The 13,668-nt window shown below is 45.4% G+C and carries 12 protein-coding genes; 7 read left to right on the top strand and 5 right to left on the bottom strand.

Annotated elements, in window-relative coordinates; translation table 11 throughout:
• Nucleotides 1-20 precede the first annotated feature (20 nt).
• The 3 genes from gshA to ACXAH6_RS05300 all read left to right on the top strand — a co-directional run bounded on the left by gshA (nucleotide 21) and on the right by ACXAH6_RS05300 (nucleotide 2,880).
• Complete coding sequence (gene gshA / locus ACXAH6_RS05310) at nucleotides 21-1,616, top strand: glutamate--cysteine ligase (protein ID WP_474875604.1); 1,596 nt, start codon at nucleotides 21-23, stop codon at nucleotides 1,614-1,616.
• 71 nt (nucleotides 1,617-1,687) lie between these two features.
• Nucleotides 1,688-2,326 carry a transglycosylase SLT domain-containing protein gene (locus ACXAH6_RS05305; protein ID WP_474875603.1) on the top strand — a complete coding sequence of 213 codons (639 nt, stop codon included), beginning with the start codon at nucleotides 1,688-1,690 and terminating at the stop codon, nucleotides 2,324-2,326.
• A 434-nt stretch (nucleotides 2,327-2,760) separates the two neighbouring features.
• Complete coding sequence (locus ACXAH6_RS05300; RefSeq protein WP_474875602.1) at nucleotides 2,761-2,880, top strand: DUF3149 domain-containing protein; 120 nt, start codon at nucleotides 2,761-2,763, stop codon at nucleotides 2,878-2,880.
• Between the two features lie 157 nt (nucleotides 2,881-3,037).
• Here ACXAH6_RS05300 and smrB read toward each other — a convergent pair whose 3' ends face one another.
• A complete protein-coding gene (gene smrB / locus ACXAH6_RS05295; RefSeq protein ID WP_474875601.1) occupies nucleotides 3,038-3,655 on the bottom strand; it encodes an endonuclease SmrB in 618 nt (205 codons plus the stop codon).
• 198 nt (nucleotides 3,656-3,853) lie between these two features.
• Between smrB and prmB the strand changes: the two genes are divergently transcribed.
• The 4 genes from prmB to ACXAH6_RS05275 are packed head-to-tail and all read left to right on the top strand — an operon-like array spanning nucleotide 3,854 to nucleotide 7,579.
• A complete protein-coding gene (gene prmB, locus ACXAH6_RS05290) occupies nucleotides 3,854-4,789 on the top strand; it encodes a 50S ribosomal protein L3 N(5)-glutamine methyltransferase (RefSeq protein WP_474875600.1) in 936 nt (311 codons plus the stop codon).
• A 9-nt stretch (nucleotides 4,790-4,798) separates the two neighbouring features.
• Nucleotides 4,799-5,899 (top strand): chorismate synthase, encoded by a 1,101-nt coding sequence (aroC, locus tag ACXAH6_RS05285; protein ID WP_474875599.1) that lies wholly within the window; start codon nucleotides 4,799-4,801, stop codon nucleotides 5,897-5,899.
• Nucleotides 5,900-5,942: 43 nt separating this feature from the next.
• Nucleotides 5,943-7,139, top strand: coding sequence for an MFS transporter (locus ACXAH6_RS05280; protein WP_474875598.1), 1,197 nt, complete (start codon nucleotides 5,943-5,945; stop codon nucleotides 7,137-7,139).
• 26 nt (nucleotides 7,140-7,165) lie between these two features.
• Complete coding sequence (locus ACXAH6_RS05275) at nucleotides 7,166-7,579, top strand: hypothetical protein (RefSeq protein WP_474875597.1); 414 nt, start codon at nucleotides 7,166-7,168, stop codon at nucleotides 7,577-7,579.
• Between the two features lie 67 nt (nucleotides 7,580-7,646).
• On the opposite strand, the gene ACXAH6_RS05270 is transcribed toward ACXAH6_RS05275, so the two are convergent.
• The 4 genes from ACXAH6_RS05270 to sodB all read right to left on the bottom strand — a co-directional run bounded on the left by ACXAH6_RS05270 (nucleotide 7,647) and on the right by sodB (nucleotide 13,282).
• Nucleotides 7,647-9,170 (bottom strand): SpoVR family protein, encoded by a 1,524-nt coding sequence (locus tag ACXAH6_RS05270; protein ID WP_474875596.1) that lies wholly within the window; start codon nucleotides 9,168-9,170, stop codon nucleotides 7,647-7,649.
• Nucleotides 9,170-10,459 carry a YeaH/YhbH family protein gene (locus ACXAH6_RS05265; RefSeq protein ID WP_474875595.1) on the bottom strand — a complete coding sequence of 430 codons (1,290 nt, stop codon included), beginning with the start codon at nucleotides 10,457-10,459 and terminating at the stop codon, nucleotides 9,170-9,172. The genes ACXAH6_RS05270 and ACXAH6_RS05265 overlap by 1 nt, the downstream gene beginning before the upstream one ends.
• A 25-nt stretch (nucleotides 10,460-10,484) precedes the next feature.
• Entirely contained in the window at nucleotides 10,485-12,407 is a 1,923-nt protein-coding gene (locus ACXAH6_RS05260; RefSeq protein ID WP_474875593.1) for a PrkA family serine protein kinase, read from the bottom strand.
• A 290-nt stretch (nucleotides 12,408-12,697) separates the two neighbouring features.
• Nucleotides 12,698-13,282 carry a superoxide dismutase [Fe] gene (sodB, locus tag ACXAH6_RS05255; RefSeq protein WP_474875592.1) on the bottom strand — a complete coding sequence of 195 codons (585 nt, stop codon included), beginning with the start codon at nucleotides 13,280-13,282 and terminating at the stop codon, nucleotides 12,698-12,700.
• Nucleotides 13,283-13,668: the final 386 nt, after the last annotated feature.

Here is a 13,668-nt window from a genome sequence, read left to right as displayed (position 1 = left end):
GCTTTTTATGGATACATGCTTTGACTGCGACCACTCATCAATTTACCGACGCGCTGAAGGCCCTTGCTTCTGATGCGTTTCAATCAGCATTGCCAGAAATAAAACGCGGCGTTGAGCGCGAAACGTTGCGTATCAACCCTAATGGAAGCTTAGCCCAATCGCCTCACCCTCAGGCATTAGGGGCGGCATTAACGCACGACTCTATTACAACGGACTTTTCTGAATCGCTATTGGAATTCATTACGCCGCCAGAGTCTGATGCCAATACTACGATTGGGCAGTTGTGGGATATTCACAAATATGTCACCGGTAATCTCGGTGATGAGAGCCTTTGGCCGATGAGTATGCCTTGCTTTATCGATGATGAAAGTCATATTCCCATTGCGTACTTTGGTGAGTCGAACATTGGGAAAATGAAGCGCGTTTACCGAATAGGTTTGAAAAACCGTTACGGAAGTATGATGCAGGCCATTGCGGGTGTGCATTTTAACTTTTCGTTACCCGATACGTTTTGGCGCGCATGGGCTGAATTTCAAGGTCAAGAATACAGTCAGGATTTTGTTTCTTCACAGTACTTTGCACTGATCCGCAACTACCGCAGAATGTGCTGGCTTATTCCTTATTTGTATGGCGCATCTCCTGCTTTGTGTAGTTCTTTCTTAAAAGGAAAAGAACACGCCTTGCCGTTTGAACATTTGGGCAAGGGCACACTTTACATGCCATATGCCACGTCATTGCGAATGAGTGATTTGGGTTATACCAATAGCGAACAATCGGCACTGAAGATTTGTTACAACCAACTCGACACCTATATAGGTTTGTTGCGCGGCGCCATGTATACCCCTTCTCCGCGGTTTGAAAAGTTCGCCGCCGGCGAAGAAGGGCACTATCAGCAACTTAGTCGCAACGTACTCCAAATTGAAAATGAGCTTTACTCTCCGATTCGTCCCAAACAGCCTGCGGCATCGATGGAAAAACCTACCGACGCTTTGGCGCGTCGTGGCGTGAGTTATATTGAAGTACGCGCGTTGGATGTGAATCCTTTTTCTCCGGTTGGGATTGAGCGCGATCAAATCGATTTTCTCGATGTGTTTTTAGTGAGTTGTTTACTTAAGCCCAGTGCCGAAATGGATGAAGTGCAATTTAAAGCATCAGATGAAAACTTGAAGCGTATTGTACTTGAGGGCAGAAAGCCCGGTTTAACGCTGGTTCGCGATGGCGCTGAGGTAACAATGTCGGCATGGGCAGAAAGTTTGTTTGCTGACTTTTCTCAAGCGGCAGCATTATTAGACCGCGCAAACAACAATACGCGATATAGTGATGCCGTTGCCCGCGAATGGAAAAAGGTGCAAGACCCATCACTGACATTATCTGGGCAGTGGCTAGCTAAATTGCTCGAAGAGGGTGATAACGGCTATGTGGGTCGTGATATTGCAAAGCACTATAAATCAGCGTTTGATGGTTATGACTATCAATTTCAAGACGAAGCAGGGTTTAAGCAAGCGGCGGTTGATTCGTTAGCAGCCCAACGAACAATAGAAACGTCAGATAGTGTGCATTTTGACGACTTTATACGAGACTATTTTGCGGCGCCTCCAGCCAAAAAAAATGCCTGACGAAAACTCGTCAGGCACAAGATTCGTTCCAGGGAAACACACTATGCTAGAACTATAGAGTTGGACATCCTATGAGCAGAAAGTTCAAAAAAATATGCATGTTTTTCTCCGGTGTAGTTGTGACTACGCCGCTACTCCTAGCGGGGTGTGCAACCACTCCTCCAAAAGACATCAGCAATCTTTGTGAAATTTTTTACGAAAAAGACGATTGGTATGATGCTGCAGCTGATGCGAGGGACAAATGGGGCGTTCCTATTCACGTGCCAATGGCGATGATGTATCAAGAAAGCTCGTTTCGCCACGATGCCTTACCGCCGAGAGATTATGTGTTCTTCGGTTTAATTCCATGGGGTCGGGTAAGCTCTGCCTATGGTTATTCTCAAGCCAAAACACCTACGTGGAGCGATTATATTCGCGAAACAGGAAACAGTGGTGCTGATCGCGATGATTTTGAAGATGCTATCGATTTTATGGGATGGTTTATCAGCAAAACGCATAAAGTGAACGGCGTGTCGAAATGGGATGCCTATGCGCAGTATTTAAATTACCACGAAGGCTGGGGTGGATATCGCCGTGGTTCCTACAATGCCAAACCGTGGCTGAAAAAAGTGTCAAGCACGGTGAAATCGCGTTCGCTCCGCTATGCATCGCAACTTAAAACATGTGAAGAAGACTTACAGAAAAGTTGGTTTTGGAAACTGTTTAGTTAAGTGGTAGAGAACTGGGTGGGAAAAGAAGACAGGTGCAACCCCTTGCACCTGTCTAAAGATACGACGCTAGGCCAAGACCGTAAATATCTAACGTCGAACAGGCAGGATTAATACTATTGTAAATGAGAATTGTTTTCAATACTATTTTCGCCATTTTATGCGTTTTTTTTGTTCTCTATTTTTCTTTTGCGTTGAAATACGCAGTCTTTGTTTTAAATTTTGATCTAGGTCATGTTCTTGAAGTCAGGCTCTGCAAGGGTTTGATTTAGATCAGGGTTATTTTTCTCCATTCATTGCAAACTCTTCATATCGAAACAAAACATCAAACTTTTTTGTTTAATCCAACCAAAAACGGTTTTAGGTGTGGTGTTTTTTAACGTAATACGCTCAAAGGTTGACTGGGCAATGCACACTGTTCGAGGTGACGTATGTTTATGACAATGATTAAAGATCCTGTGGTCTGGGGGTCTTTGTTAGGTATTTTCATCATTGTAGTGATGATGGCGTATTACACTTATTTATTCGTGAGCAATAGCGCTGATCACGATAAATAATTGCTACCGATGTTTGTTGTTTGAGGAGACGAACGAGCAGGTTCGTCGCACGTCCTCACTGCCAGTTTTGGCGTAGCTACCTGAACCGAGAGGGGTAATTTGAGCCGTTATCCTTTTAGAGTGCGGTCAGGTAGCTTTTTTTTGCTTGAGTTTTATATCAGTCGTATTGACTGTGAGGATGATTCACATCGAGTAGTACCAACAATGCGCCGTGACCACCATATTCTAATGGTGCTTGGTGAAATGCTCTCACAAATGGGTGTTGTACCAAGTAATGAGGTAGCGCATTTTTCAGCACACCTTCACCAATTCCATGCACAATACAAATACAGTCAATGAGCTCTCTTCGCGCCGTGTCGACGAGCGCTGACAACTCTTGTTTTACCTGCTCCCGCGTTAAACCGTGTAAATCGAGCACGTATTCAGGGTAATAGTCGCCACGACGAAGTCGTTTTAATTCAAAGGTGGGGACGTCTTCACGACAATGTTTCAGCGGGCCATGTTGATTAAAATGCGCTTGGTAAATATCAGAAAAAGCGAAGCTAGCCTCACGCTGCTTGTGGTGTTTTAGTTGTACTTGATTTTTGCCGGGGCGGGGCTTTTTTCTCGGTGGAACATAGGTATCTTGGGTTAATGGTTTTACGCCAGACATTAGCGATGCGAAAGATGGCTCTTCTTGTTCTGTTGAATCTTCGGGGTTTTGCAGGTTCTTGCGAGGCCGCAGCGCCGTGCGATCCATCTTTTTTAAAGCATCTTTAAAAGGAGAGCGTTTCATGTTCAGTGGTCTTTATTGCGCATCGTTAAGGTTGATATAGGGCGATTCTCAACTGGTTGACGGATAAATAACCAGTTCTAATAGAACAGATAAAGTAAATATAACTAATAGCGTAATTTACTGGCCGCTACCTGTTTGGGTTTACGCCAACATTCGGTATGATACCAGCTTTGTCGCAACACATGCACCGCGAGTCTTATGACTGATAAAATTTACCTCGATGAAGCCATTGAAGATCTCCACACTATGTTGGATTTTGTGCGTTGGGCTGTCAGCCGCTTTAACGACGCTGAGCTTTTCTTTGGTCATGGTACAGACAACGCTTGGGACGAAGCTGTGAGCTTGGTTCTGCAAGCTTTGCACCTCCCACATACGATCACACAGCATACTGGCGATGGTCTTTTCGCGTCACGATTAACGCGCAGTGAACGCTCGAAAGTGGCGGAATTGGTGTTAAAGCGTGTGCAAACTCGTTTGCCATTACCCTATATCACCCATGAATCATGGTTCTGTGATTTGCCGTTTTATGTCGATGAGCGAGTGCTGATCCCACGTTCACCTTTTGCTGAACTGATACAAAACCGCTTTGAACAGTGGGTACAACACGAGCCTCGTCGTATTTTGGATATGTGTACGGGAGGCGGCTGTATCGCGATTGCGCTTGCCTACGCTTTTGACGAAGCAGAAGTTGACGCGGTTGATATTAGCACCGATGCCCTTGCTGTTGCCGACGTGAATATTCAAGAACACGGGGTGATTGACCGCGTGTTTCCTATCCAATCCGATTTATTTACTGCGTTGGAAGGCCAACAGTACGATTTTATCGTATCAAACCCGCCCTACGTTGATGCGGAAGACATGGGTGACTTACCCGATGAATTCCATCACGAGCCTGAGCTGGCATTAGCGGCGGGCGAAGACGGTTTAGATATAGTTGAGACTATCTTGCAGGCAGCACCCAAACACTTGGTTGCGGGCGGCTGGTTGTTTGTTGAAGTGGGGAACAGTGAAGTGCACATGGCAGCACGTTTCCCCGGATTACAAGTTGAGTGGTTGTCGTTCGAGAACGGTGGCCAAGGTATTTTCGCTGTGGTTCGTGAAGAGTTAGAGCGTTATTGGCAAGAGAAGGAATAGACACGCATTATGGCAGGTAATACCTTTGGTAAGTTGTTTTCTGTTACCACGTTTGGAGAAAGTCACGGTATCGCGTTAGGTGGTATTGTGGACGGTTGTCCTCCGGGGCTTGAAATTAGCGCAGAAGATTTACAGATTGATCTCGACCGCCGCAAACCGGGCACATCTCGTTATACGACGGCGCGACGCGAAGATGATTGTGTGGAAATTCTCTCTGGTGTGTTCGAGGGCAAGACTACAGGAACCAGTATTGGGTTGTTGATAAAAAACAAAGATCAACGCAGCCAAGACTATTCCAACATCGCAAATCGCTTTCGCCCTGGTCATGCAGACTACACCTATCAACAAAAGTACGGAACTCGAGACTACCGTGGTGGCGGCCGTTCATCGGCACGAGAAACGGCTATTCGCGTTGCGGCGGGGGGTATTGCCAAGAAATACCTTAAGCAAGTACACGGTATTGAAATTCACGGCTATTTGTCTCAGCTTGGTCCAGTTGCGATGGATACGGTTGACTATAATGTGATTAATACCAACCCGTTCTTTTGCCCTGATGAGAGCAAGTTAGACGCACTGGATGCGTACATGCGTGATTTGAAAAAATCAGGCGATTCTGTGGGGGCTAAAGTGTCAGTGGTTGCTACCCAAGTACCTGTTGGTTTGGGTGAGCCAGTCTTTGATCGTTTAGATGCCGATATTGCTCATGCCATGATGGGGATTAACGCCGTGAAAGGTGTGGAAATTGGTGACGGCTTTGACGTAGTCACCCAACTGGGCAGTGAACATCGAGATTCTCTGACGCCAGAAGGGTTTACCTCAAACCATGCTGGTGGCGTATTGGGCGGTATTTCAACCGGGCAAGATGTGGTTGTACACATGGCGCTAAAACCCACATCGAGTATTTCTGTACCAGGCAGTACTATTGATATTGACGGTAACCCTATTGATATCGTTACCAAAGGGCGTCACGACCCATGTGTGGGTATTCGAGCTGTGCCTATTGCAGAAGCAATGATGGCACTCGTTCTGATGGACCATTGCCTACGCCATCGGGCGCAAAATGCAGATGTGAGTTCTCAAACACCGATTATTCCGGGGTCTGCTCAATAAAATCAAGGGACGGTATGTTCAATTGTTACACGCAAGGCCCGTTATGTTAGACGGGTCTTCTTTTTCTCGCCGCAATATTTTTATTTTGTGTGCTACTTATTTTCTCTATTTCGGCCAATTAGGGGTACTCACCCCGTACTTAGGGATTTTCCTCGACGGACGAGGATTCAGCTCGGTAGATATTGGTAAGCTGCTCGCAATTATCACTCTTGCCCGCATTGTAGGGCCGACACTTTGGGCTAATTTATCCGATAAGTCGGGTGATGGCGTAGGAGTACTACGACTAGGTTGTGGGTTAACGGTACTGAGTTTTGTCGCGGTGTTTTGGGTTGACGGCTTCTGGTTACTCACCTTAGTGTTTGGATTAATGATGATGTTTTGGACGGCGGTTTTGCCGCAGTTAGAAGTCATCACGATGCAATGCGTGGCCAACCGCAAAGGCGGGTATGGCAATGTGCGCTTGTGGGGCAGTATTGGTTTTATTGTCTTAACCGTTGGGTTAGGTAAAGCATTGGATGTCTTTTCTTCTGAGGCTCCAGTGTATGCGTCAATGATGGTATTGTCGTTGTTGTTCGTCAGCTCGCTGTTTATCAAGCAGCCTGCGCGAGCTGAAGACGTTGAAAGCCATCAGACACCTATTTTGCCATTGTTATTTCGCAAGCCCTTTGTGATCTTTATTTTCTCTGCCTCTATGTTGCAAATGAGCTTTGGCGCATACTACGGTTTCTTTGCTCTTTATTTGCGTGATCTCGGCTATTCAGGCCAAGAAACCGGATTATTTATTGCGTTGGGCGTATTGGCTGAGGTCGGCATCTTTCTGATTGCGCGGCGTTTTATCAGCCGCTTTGGTGTAAAAACACTATTGTTCACTTGTTTATTGCTCACTAGCTTGCGCTGGTACATGCTAGCTGATTATGCCCATGTGGCGCTGTGGGTGTTTGTCAGTCAATTGGTTCATGCACTGAGTTTTGGTCTTAATCATTCGGCTTCAGTCCATTTTATCTATCAGTACTTTCCAGCCCATTGCCAGAGTCGTGGACAGGCAATTTATATTAGTGTGGCGTTTGGAATTGGTGGTGCCATCGGGAATTACATAGCGGGTTTATACTGGCAACAAGGTGAAGGGGCATTCGAAACCTTCTTTTTGGCGGCGGTATTTGCAATGATTGGTACCTTAAGCTTACTATTTGTTAAAGGTAAAGCGATGGAACACAGTGCCTCGCATACAACAACAGCGTAGCGTTTCAGATGTAGTCAGGTGAAAAGATGTCGAATAAGCCAAGATATGAATTGCGAAAAGACAACCAAGTGTTAGTGGTGTATGTGTACGGCGCTTGGAATGAAGGGATCGCAAAACGTTTTATTCGCGCATTTAAAGCACTCGCCAAAACAGTGTGGAACAAACCTTGGGCGCACATTGTTTATTTAGAGGAGTGGGCGTTATCTACGCCTGCCGTTGAGGCTATGGTGAAGGAAATGCTGGAGTGGTGTGTAGACAACGGCATGTCTCATACCGTGAGAGTTTACGCCCCAGACCCTCTAAAAGACTTTCAAATCAACAAGATGTTTGAAGAAGGCTACAAAAACCACATTGTTGCGCATTTCGAAAATGTCGATGACGCATTCGAATATCTTGCGCAACAAGGGCTGCCAGTTTCGGAGTCAAAAATAGTGGCCTAATTACGCCAAGTAACAAGGCCTGTTGTGAGTTAATGTTGCAATACTTATTCTTTACAACCTCATGTGGTTAGGCTGCATTTGGTGACCGCCTGCAGCAAGCGATGGTTTTCACGACACCGGGGCTGACTTCTTCTTCCAAACTGACATCAAACTTCCATAAGCGATGCAGGTGACGCATCACCTCGTCTTTTGAATCGGCGAGTGGTACACCATTTTGTGGTATGTACCTAAGAGTGAGTGAGCGATCACCGCGCACATCTACATTGTAAACTTGAATGTTAGGTTCGAGGTTACTCAAATTGTACTGTGCCGACAGGCGCTCTCTAATTAACGCATAGCCTTCTTCATCGTGAATTGCCGATACACTAATAAAAGGGTTAGCCGTGTCGTCTTCAATCGCAAAAAGTTTAAAGTCGCGCATTAGCTTGGGTGACAAAAACTGGCTAATAAAACTCTCGTCTTTAAAATTCTCCATGGCGAAATGCACGGTGTCTAACCAGTTTTTCCCAGCAATTTCAGGTAGCCAATATTTGTCTTCTTCTGTGGGGTTTTCACACACCCGTTTAATGTCCATGAACATATTAAACCCAAGGGCGTAGGGGTTAATACCTGAATAGTAGGGGCTGTTGTATTCCGGCTGCATCACCACGCTACTGTGGCTATGTAAAAATTCGAGCATAAAGCGGTCGCTGACAAGCCCTTCGTCATAAAGGTGATTGAGAATATGGTAATGCCAAAAGCAGGCCCATCCTTCGTTCATTACTTGGGTTTGTTTTTGGGGGTAAAAATACTGCGAGACCTTTCTTACAATACGCACTAACTCTCGTTGCCAAGGCTCTAAAAGTGGTGCGTTTTTCTCAATAAAGTAGAGTAAGTTCTCTTGAGGATCTTTGGGAAAACGCAGTTTTTGCGGTTTGTGTTCAGCGTGGTGTTCAGGGAGCGTGCGCCACAGATCATTAACCTGCGACTGCAAATATTTCTCCCGCTGTTTCTGCCGTAATTGCTCCTCGTGAATAGAGATTTTTTGAGGACGTTTGTAGCGGTCTACGCCATAGTTCATGAGGGCGTGGCACGAATCGAGAGTGTTTTCTACCGCTTCTACGCCGTACTTTTCTTCGCATTGATGGATGTATTTTTTCGCAAATACCAAATAATCGATAATGGAACTCGCATCAGTCCATGTTTTAAATAAGTAGTTACCTTTAAAAAAAGAGTTATGCCCGTAACAGGCATGAGCCATCACCAGCGCTTGCATAGTCACGGTATTTTCTTCCATTAAATAGGCAATACACGGGTCGGAATTAATGACGATTTCGTAGGCCAGCCCCATATGACCGCGACGATATTGTTGTTCGGTTTGAATAAATTTTTTACCAAATGACCAATGAGTATAGTTAATGGGCATGCCAATACTGGCGTATGCGTCCATCATTTGCTCTGCCGTAATCACTTCAATTTGGTTCGGATAAATATCGAGTTTATAGAGTTTGGCGACGCGGTCGATTTCGGCCTCGTACTGTTCAAGCAATTCAAATGTCCAATCTGGGCCGTCGCTCAAACACGTTTTGTTGGTTTTGCTCTTTGTTGGCATTATTGCCCTCCCGTTTCCGAATTGACGGAAGATTGTTGGAATAACTCCCTAAACACGGGGTATATATCGTTCACCGATTGAATGTGTTTACACACAAAGTTATCGGTAGCGGCTTCGACATGTTGGTATTCGCGCCATAAGCTCTGATGTTGACGTTCGGTAATTTCGATATAAGCGAAATAGCGGGTTGCCGGTAACAAGTTATTCACTAATAACTCCCTGCAATAGGGGGAATCATCGGCCCAGTTATCGCCATCGGAGGCTTGTGCTGCGTAGATGTTCCAGTCACTTTCCTGATAACGTTCTTTGACGATCTGATCCATCAGTTTGAGCGCGCTGGACACAATTGTGCCGCCGGTTTCTTGGGAGTAAAAGAACTCCTGTTCATCGACTTCTTTTGCTTGGGTGTGATGCCGGATATACACCACTTCTACATTCTCGTAGGTTCGGGTAAGAAACAGGTACAACAAAATATAAAAGCGCTTTGCCATATCTTTGGTTGCCTGATCCATCGAGCCAGACACATCCATCAAGCAAAACATCACGGCTTTGCTGGTGGGGATAGGGCGCTTGTCGTAATTCTTAAATCGAAGATCGAAGGTATCGATAAAAGGTACGGCTGAAATTTTTTGTTTCAGTGCTTCAATTTGTTTTTCTAATTCAATGATCGCGAGGGTGTTGTCGTGCTTATCTTGCTTTAAGGCCTCGAGCTTCTCCTCCAATTCTCTGAGTTCTCGTTTGCTCGTTGCAGTAAGCGCAATGCGACGCGCAACAGAGCCTTTGAGTGACCGTACAATATCCAGATTGCTGGGTACGCCATCGGTTTGGTAACCAGCGCGATACGTTTCGTACTGCACCACTTTATCGAATTGATTGCGCTGTAAATTAGGCAAGGCTAAATCGTCAAACAGTAGGTCTAAATATTCGTCTTTTGATATAGAGAATACAAACTCGTCTTGGCCCTCACCGCTGTTTCCTGCTTCACCTTCTCCAGAACCTTGTCCGCTGCCTTGAGGAGGGCGGTCAATGCGATCGCCGGCTGTGAATTGGTCATTCCCAGGGTGAACAACGGTACGTTTACCGCCTTTACCGGTATGAAATACAGGCTCGGAAATATCACGTGTAGGAATACTGACCTGTTCGCCCGTATCCAAATCGGTGACTGAACGTTTGCCGACGGCATCTGACACTGCTCGTTTGATTTGCTGCTTATAGCGCTTCAAAAAGCGTTGTCGGTTTAGGGTACTTTTACCCTTGCTGTTGAGACGTCTATCTATAAAATGCGCCATAATGACTACCCGTAAGGCTGCCTCCTTAAGATGCTTTTCTTACGCGCAAATACCATTCGCACAGTAAGCGCACTTGTTTCTGTGTATAGCCTTTCTCCGTCATGCGATTGACAAAGTCATCGTGTTTTTTCTTGTCTTCCGTATTGCCTTTGGTGTTAAAGGAAATAACGGGTAATAAGTCTTCTGTATTTGAGAACATTTTCTTCTCAATGACGGTGCGCAGCTTTTCGTAACTCGTCCATGCTGGGTTTTTGCCGCCATTGTTGGCACGTGCGCGCAGCACAAAGTTGACGATTTCGTTGCGGAAGTCTTTGGGGTTACTAATGCCCGCTGGCTTTTCAGTTTTCTCAAGTTCAGCATTAAGCGATTCTCGATCGAACAATTGGCCAGTTTCCGGATCTCGGTATTCTTGGTCTTGAATCCAAAAATCGGCATAAGTCACGTAGCGGTCGAATAGGTTTTGGCCGTATTCGGAGTACGACTCCAAATACGCGGTTTGAATTTCCTTGCCAATAAATTCAACATAACGGGGAATTAAGTAACCCTTGAGAAATTCTTTGTAGCGATCAGCCGTGTCTTGTGGGAATTGCTCTCGCTCAATTTGGCGCTCAAGCACATAGAATAAATGCACAGGGTTAGCAGCCACTTCACTGTGGTCGAAGTTAAATACACGAGACAATATTTTGAACGCAAACCGGGTGGATAGCCCGTCCATGCCTTCATCGACTCCCGCGTAATCCACATATTCTTGATAAGACTTCGCTTTAGGGTCGGTATCTTTCAGACTTTCGCCATCATAAACACGCATTTTTGAGTAGATACTGGAGTTTTCTGGGTCTTTCATGCGCGAAAGTACGGTAAATTGCGCTAAGCATTCCAGCGTATCAGGTGCGCAAGGCGCGCCATTGAGTTCACTGTTGTCGAGTAGCTTGCGATAGATCTTAATTTCTTCACTCATGCGCAGACAATAAGGCACTTTGACAATGTAAACCCTATCAAGAAACGCTTCGTTGTTTTTGTTGTTACGGAAAGATTGCCACTCTGACTCATTAGAATGAGCCAAAATTAAGCCGTCAAAAGGCAGGGCCGAAAAGCCTTCTGTCGGGTTGTAGTTACCCTCTTGTGTGGCAGTTAATAGTGGATGCAGCACCTTGATCGGAGCTTTAAACATCTCTACAAACTCCATCAGCCCTTGGTTGGCTTTACACAATGAGCCTGAATAACTGTATGCATCTGGGTCGTTTTGTGCGAATTGTTCTAAACGGCGAATATCCACCTTACCGACAAGGGATGAAATGTCTTGATTGTTTTCATCACCGGGTTCTGTCTTGGCAATCCCCACTTGGTCGAGTATAGAGGGATAAACGCGCACGACTTTGAATTTAGTAATGTCACCATTAAATTCGTGCAGGCGTTTTCTTGCCCACGGCGACATGATGCCGCGTAAGTAGCGTTTAGGAATGCCGTATTCTTTCAGTAAAATGTCACCGTCTTCCGCTGCATCGAAAAGACTAAAAGGGTGGTCGTTAACCGGCGAACCTTTCAGCATATAAATAGGCACTTTCTGCATCAGCTCTTTTAGGCGTTCAGCCAAAGACGATTTACCGCCACCCACGGGGCCAAGTAAATACAAAATTTGTTTTTTCTCTTCCAAGCCTTGAGCGGCGTGACGCAAATAACTCACAATTTGTTCTATGGCTTCTTCCATACCATAAAACTCACTGAATGCGGGATAGCGTGCGATGATGCGATTAGAGAAGATACGGCTCAATCGAGAGTCTTTTGCGGTATCAATCATTTCGGGTTCACCAATGGCCTGTAATAATCGTTCTGCCGAGTTGGCGTAGGTCATTGGATCAGATTTACACAGCGCTAAAAACTCCTGAATACTGAACTCTTCGTGCTTATGTTCTTCGTATCGTTGTTGGTAATGTTCAAAGATGCCCATGAATACCTCTGTCGAAAAAACGGGAGCCCGTAATTTCATACTAGACCTGAAATGAACGAAAAGTAAGCAGGATCAAGGATTTTTCGTCGCAAAAGGCTGTTTAAATATCGAACAGTTTGGCGCGGGGCTGGGTGGTTATTGAGCTTGGCAGGGGCGCTACTTCGTCAGAATTTTTGGTTATATGGCTATTTTCCCTCTTTTTAAGGGCTGTGGAGTCTGATGTTTTCGCCGTTTAAAAACAATAATGCCCCGCATAAGCGAGGCATTAAATTAACGCAATATTGGGCCGATTAAGCTGCGAAGTTTTCTGCAGTGAATTCCCAATTTACCAACGCCCAAAAACCTTCTAGGTAGTTAGGACGTACATTGCGGTAATCGATGTAATAAGCGTGTTCCCACAAATCAACAGTCAGTAGAGGTGTAACACCTTCGTCTGTTAGAGGTGTTGCAGCGTTGCTTGTGTTTACGATGTCTAGGCTACCGTCTGCAGTTTTTACTAACCACGTCCAGCTAGAGCCGAAGTTGTTAACTGCTTTGTCGTTGAACGCCGCTTTAAAATCAGCAAATGAACCCCACTTTGCAACGATAGCGTCTGCAAGGTCACCTGAAGGCTCGCCACCGCCATTTGGGCTTAGGCAATGCCAGTAGAAAGTGTGGTTCCAAATTTGTGCTGCATTATTGAAAACGCCACCTTCAGAAGTCTTAACGATTTCCTCAAGGCTCTTTGATTCCAACTCAGTACCTTCAACCAAACCGTTTAGTTTAGTCACGTAAGTTGCGTGGTGTTTACCGTAGTGATACTCAATTGTTTCTGCCGAAATGTGCGGCTCTAGTGCATTTTTTTCGTAAGGTAACGCTGGTAATTCAAAAGCCATATGAGTCTCCATATTTGTCTTGGTTAATTTGCAAAGGGGTTTGCATTTATTGATATATTGCCTGTCGGGAGTTAACCGAACTTTCCTAGTACGTCCCTATATAGGGATGAATTGTGTTAACTCAATGACAGAAAAAGAAGTTTTCTTGGTCATTGAGCTGAAATTTTGCCGCTGAACGATAAAACCTCGTGGGGTTTAGCGTTATTCGCGTTAACGCGACTTGCGGCAAAAAAACATTTATGTTCACTAGCCTAAGTGATTAAGCGGCGAGAGTCGAGAAAGATCAATCGCACTAATGGCGTCGTTGTGAGAATTGAAGAAATTTTGCGAATGTGAAACCTGTGAGTGAGTAGGCGATGTGATCAAGGCGTGATAGACTGGTGTTT

Source organism: Alteromonas sp. ABE4_545 (assembly GCF_056161325.1).
Note: the sequence above shows the minus strand (reverse complement) of the source record. Positions and strands in the feature narration are given on the sequence as shown.

Excerpts from the sequence above, each read along its gene's own strand:
- ACXAH6_RS05305 (WP_474875603.1), top strand. The coding sequence starts at position 1,688 with ATGAGCAGAAAGTTCAAAAAAATATGCATGTTTTTCTCCGGTGTAGTT.
- smrB (WP_474875601.1), bottom strand. The coding sequence starts at position 3,655 with ATGAAACGCTCTCCTTTTAAAGATGCTTTAAAAAAGATGGATCGCACG.
- ACXAH6_RS05270 (WP_474875596.1), bottom strand. The coding sequence starts at position 9,170 with ATGCCAACAAAGAGCAAAACCAACAAAACGTGTTTGAGCGACGGCCCA.
- aroC (WP_474875599.1), top strand. The coding sequence starts at position 4,799 with ATGGCAGGTAATACCTTTGGTAAGTTGTTTTCTGTTACCACGTTTGGA.
- ACXAH6_RS05280 (WP_474875598.1), top strand. The coding sequence starts at position 5,943 with ATGTTAGACGGGTCTTCTTTTTCTCGCCGCAATATTTTTATTTTGTGT.
- sodB (WP_474875592.1), bottom strand. The coding sequence starts at position 13,282 with ATGGCTTTTGAATTACCAGCGTTACCTTACGAAAAAAATGCACTAGAG.
- ACXAH6_RS05265 (WP_474875595.1), bottom strand. The coding sequence starts at position 10,459 with ATGGCGCATTTTATAGATAGACGTCTCAACAGCAAGGGTAAAAGTACC.
- ACXAH6_RS05300 (WP_474875602.1), top strand. The coding sequence starts at position 2,761 with ATGACAATGATTAAAGATCCTGTGGTCTGGGGGTCTTTGTTAGGTATT.
- ACXAH6_RS05260 (WP_474875593.1), bottom strand. The coding sequence starts at position 12,407 with ATGGGCATCTTTGAACATTACCAACAACGATACGAAGAACATAAGCAC.
- ACXAH6_RS05275 (WP_474875597.1), top strand. The coding sequence starts at position 7,166 with ATGTCGAATAAGCCAAGATATGAATTGCGAAAAGACAACCAAGTGTTA.
- prmB (WP_474875600.1), top strand. The coding sequence starts at position 3,854 with ATGACTGATAAAATTTACCTCGATGAAGCCATTGAAGATCTCCACACT.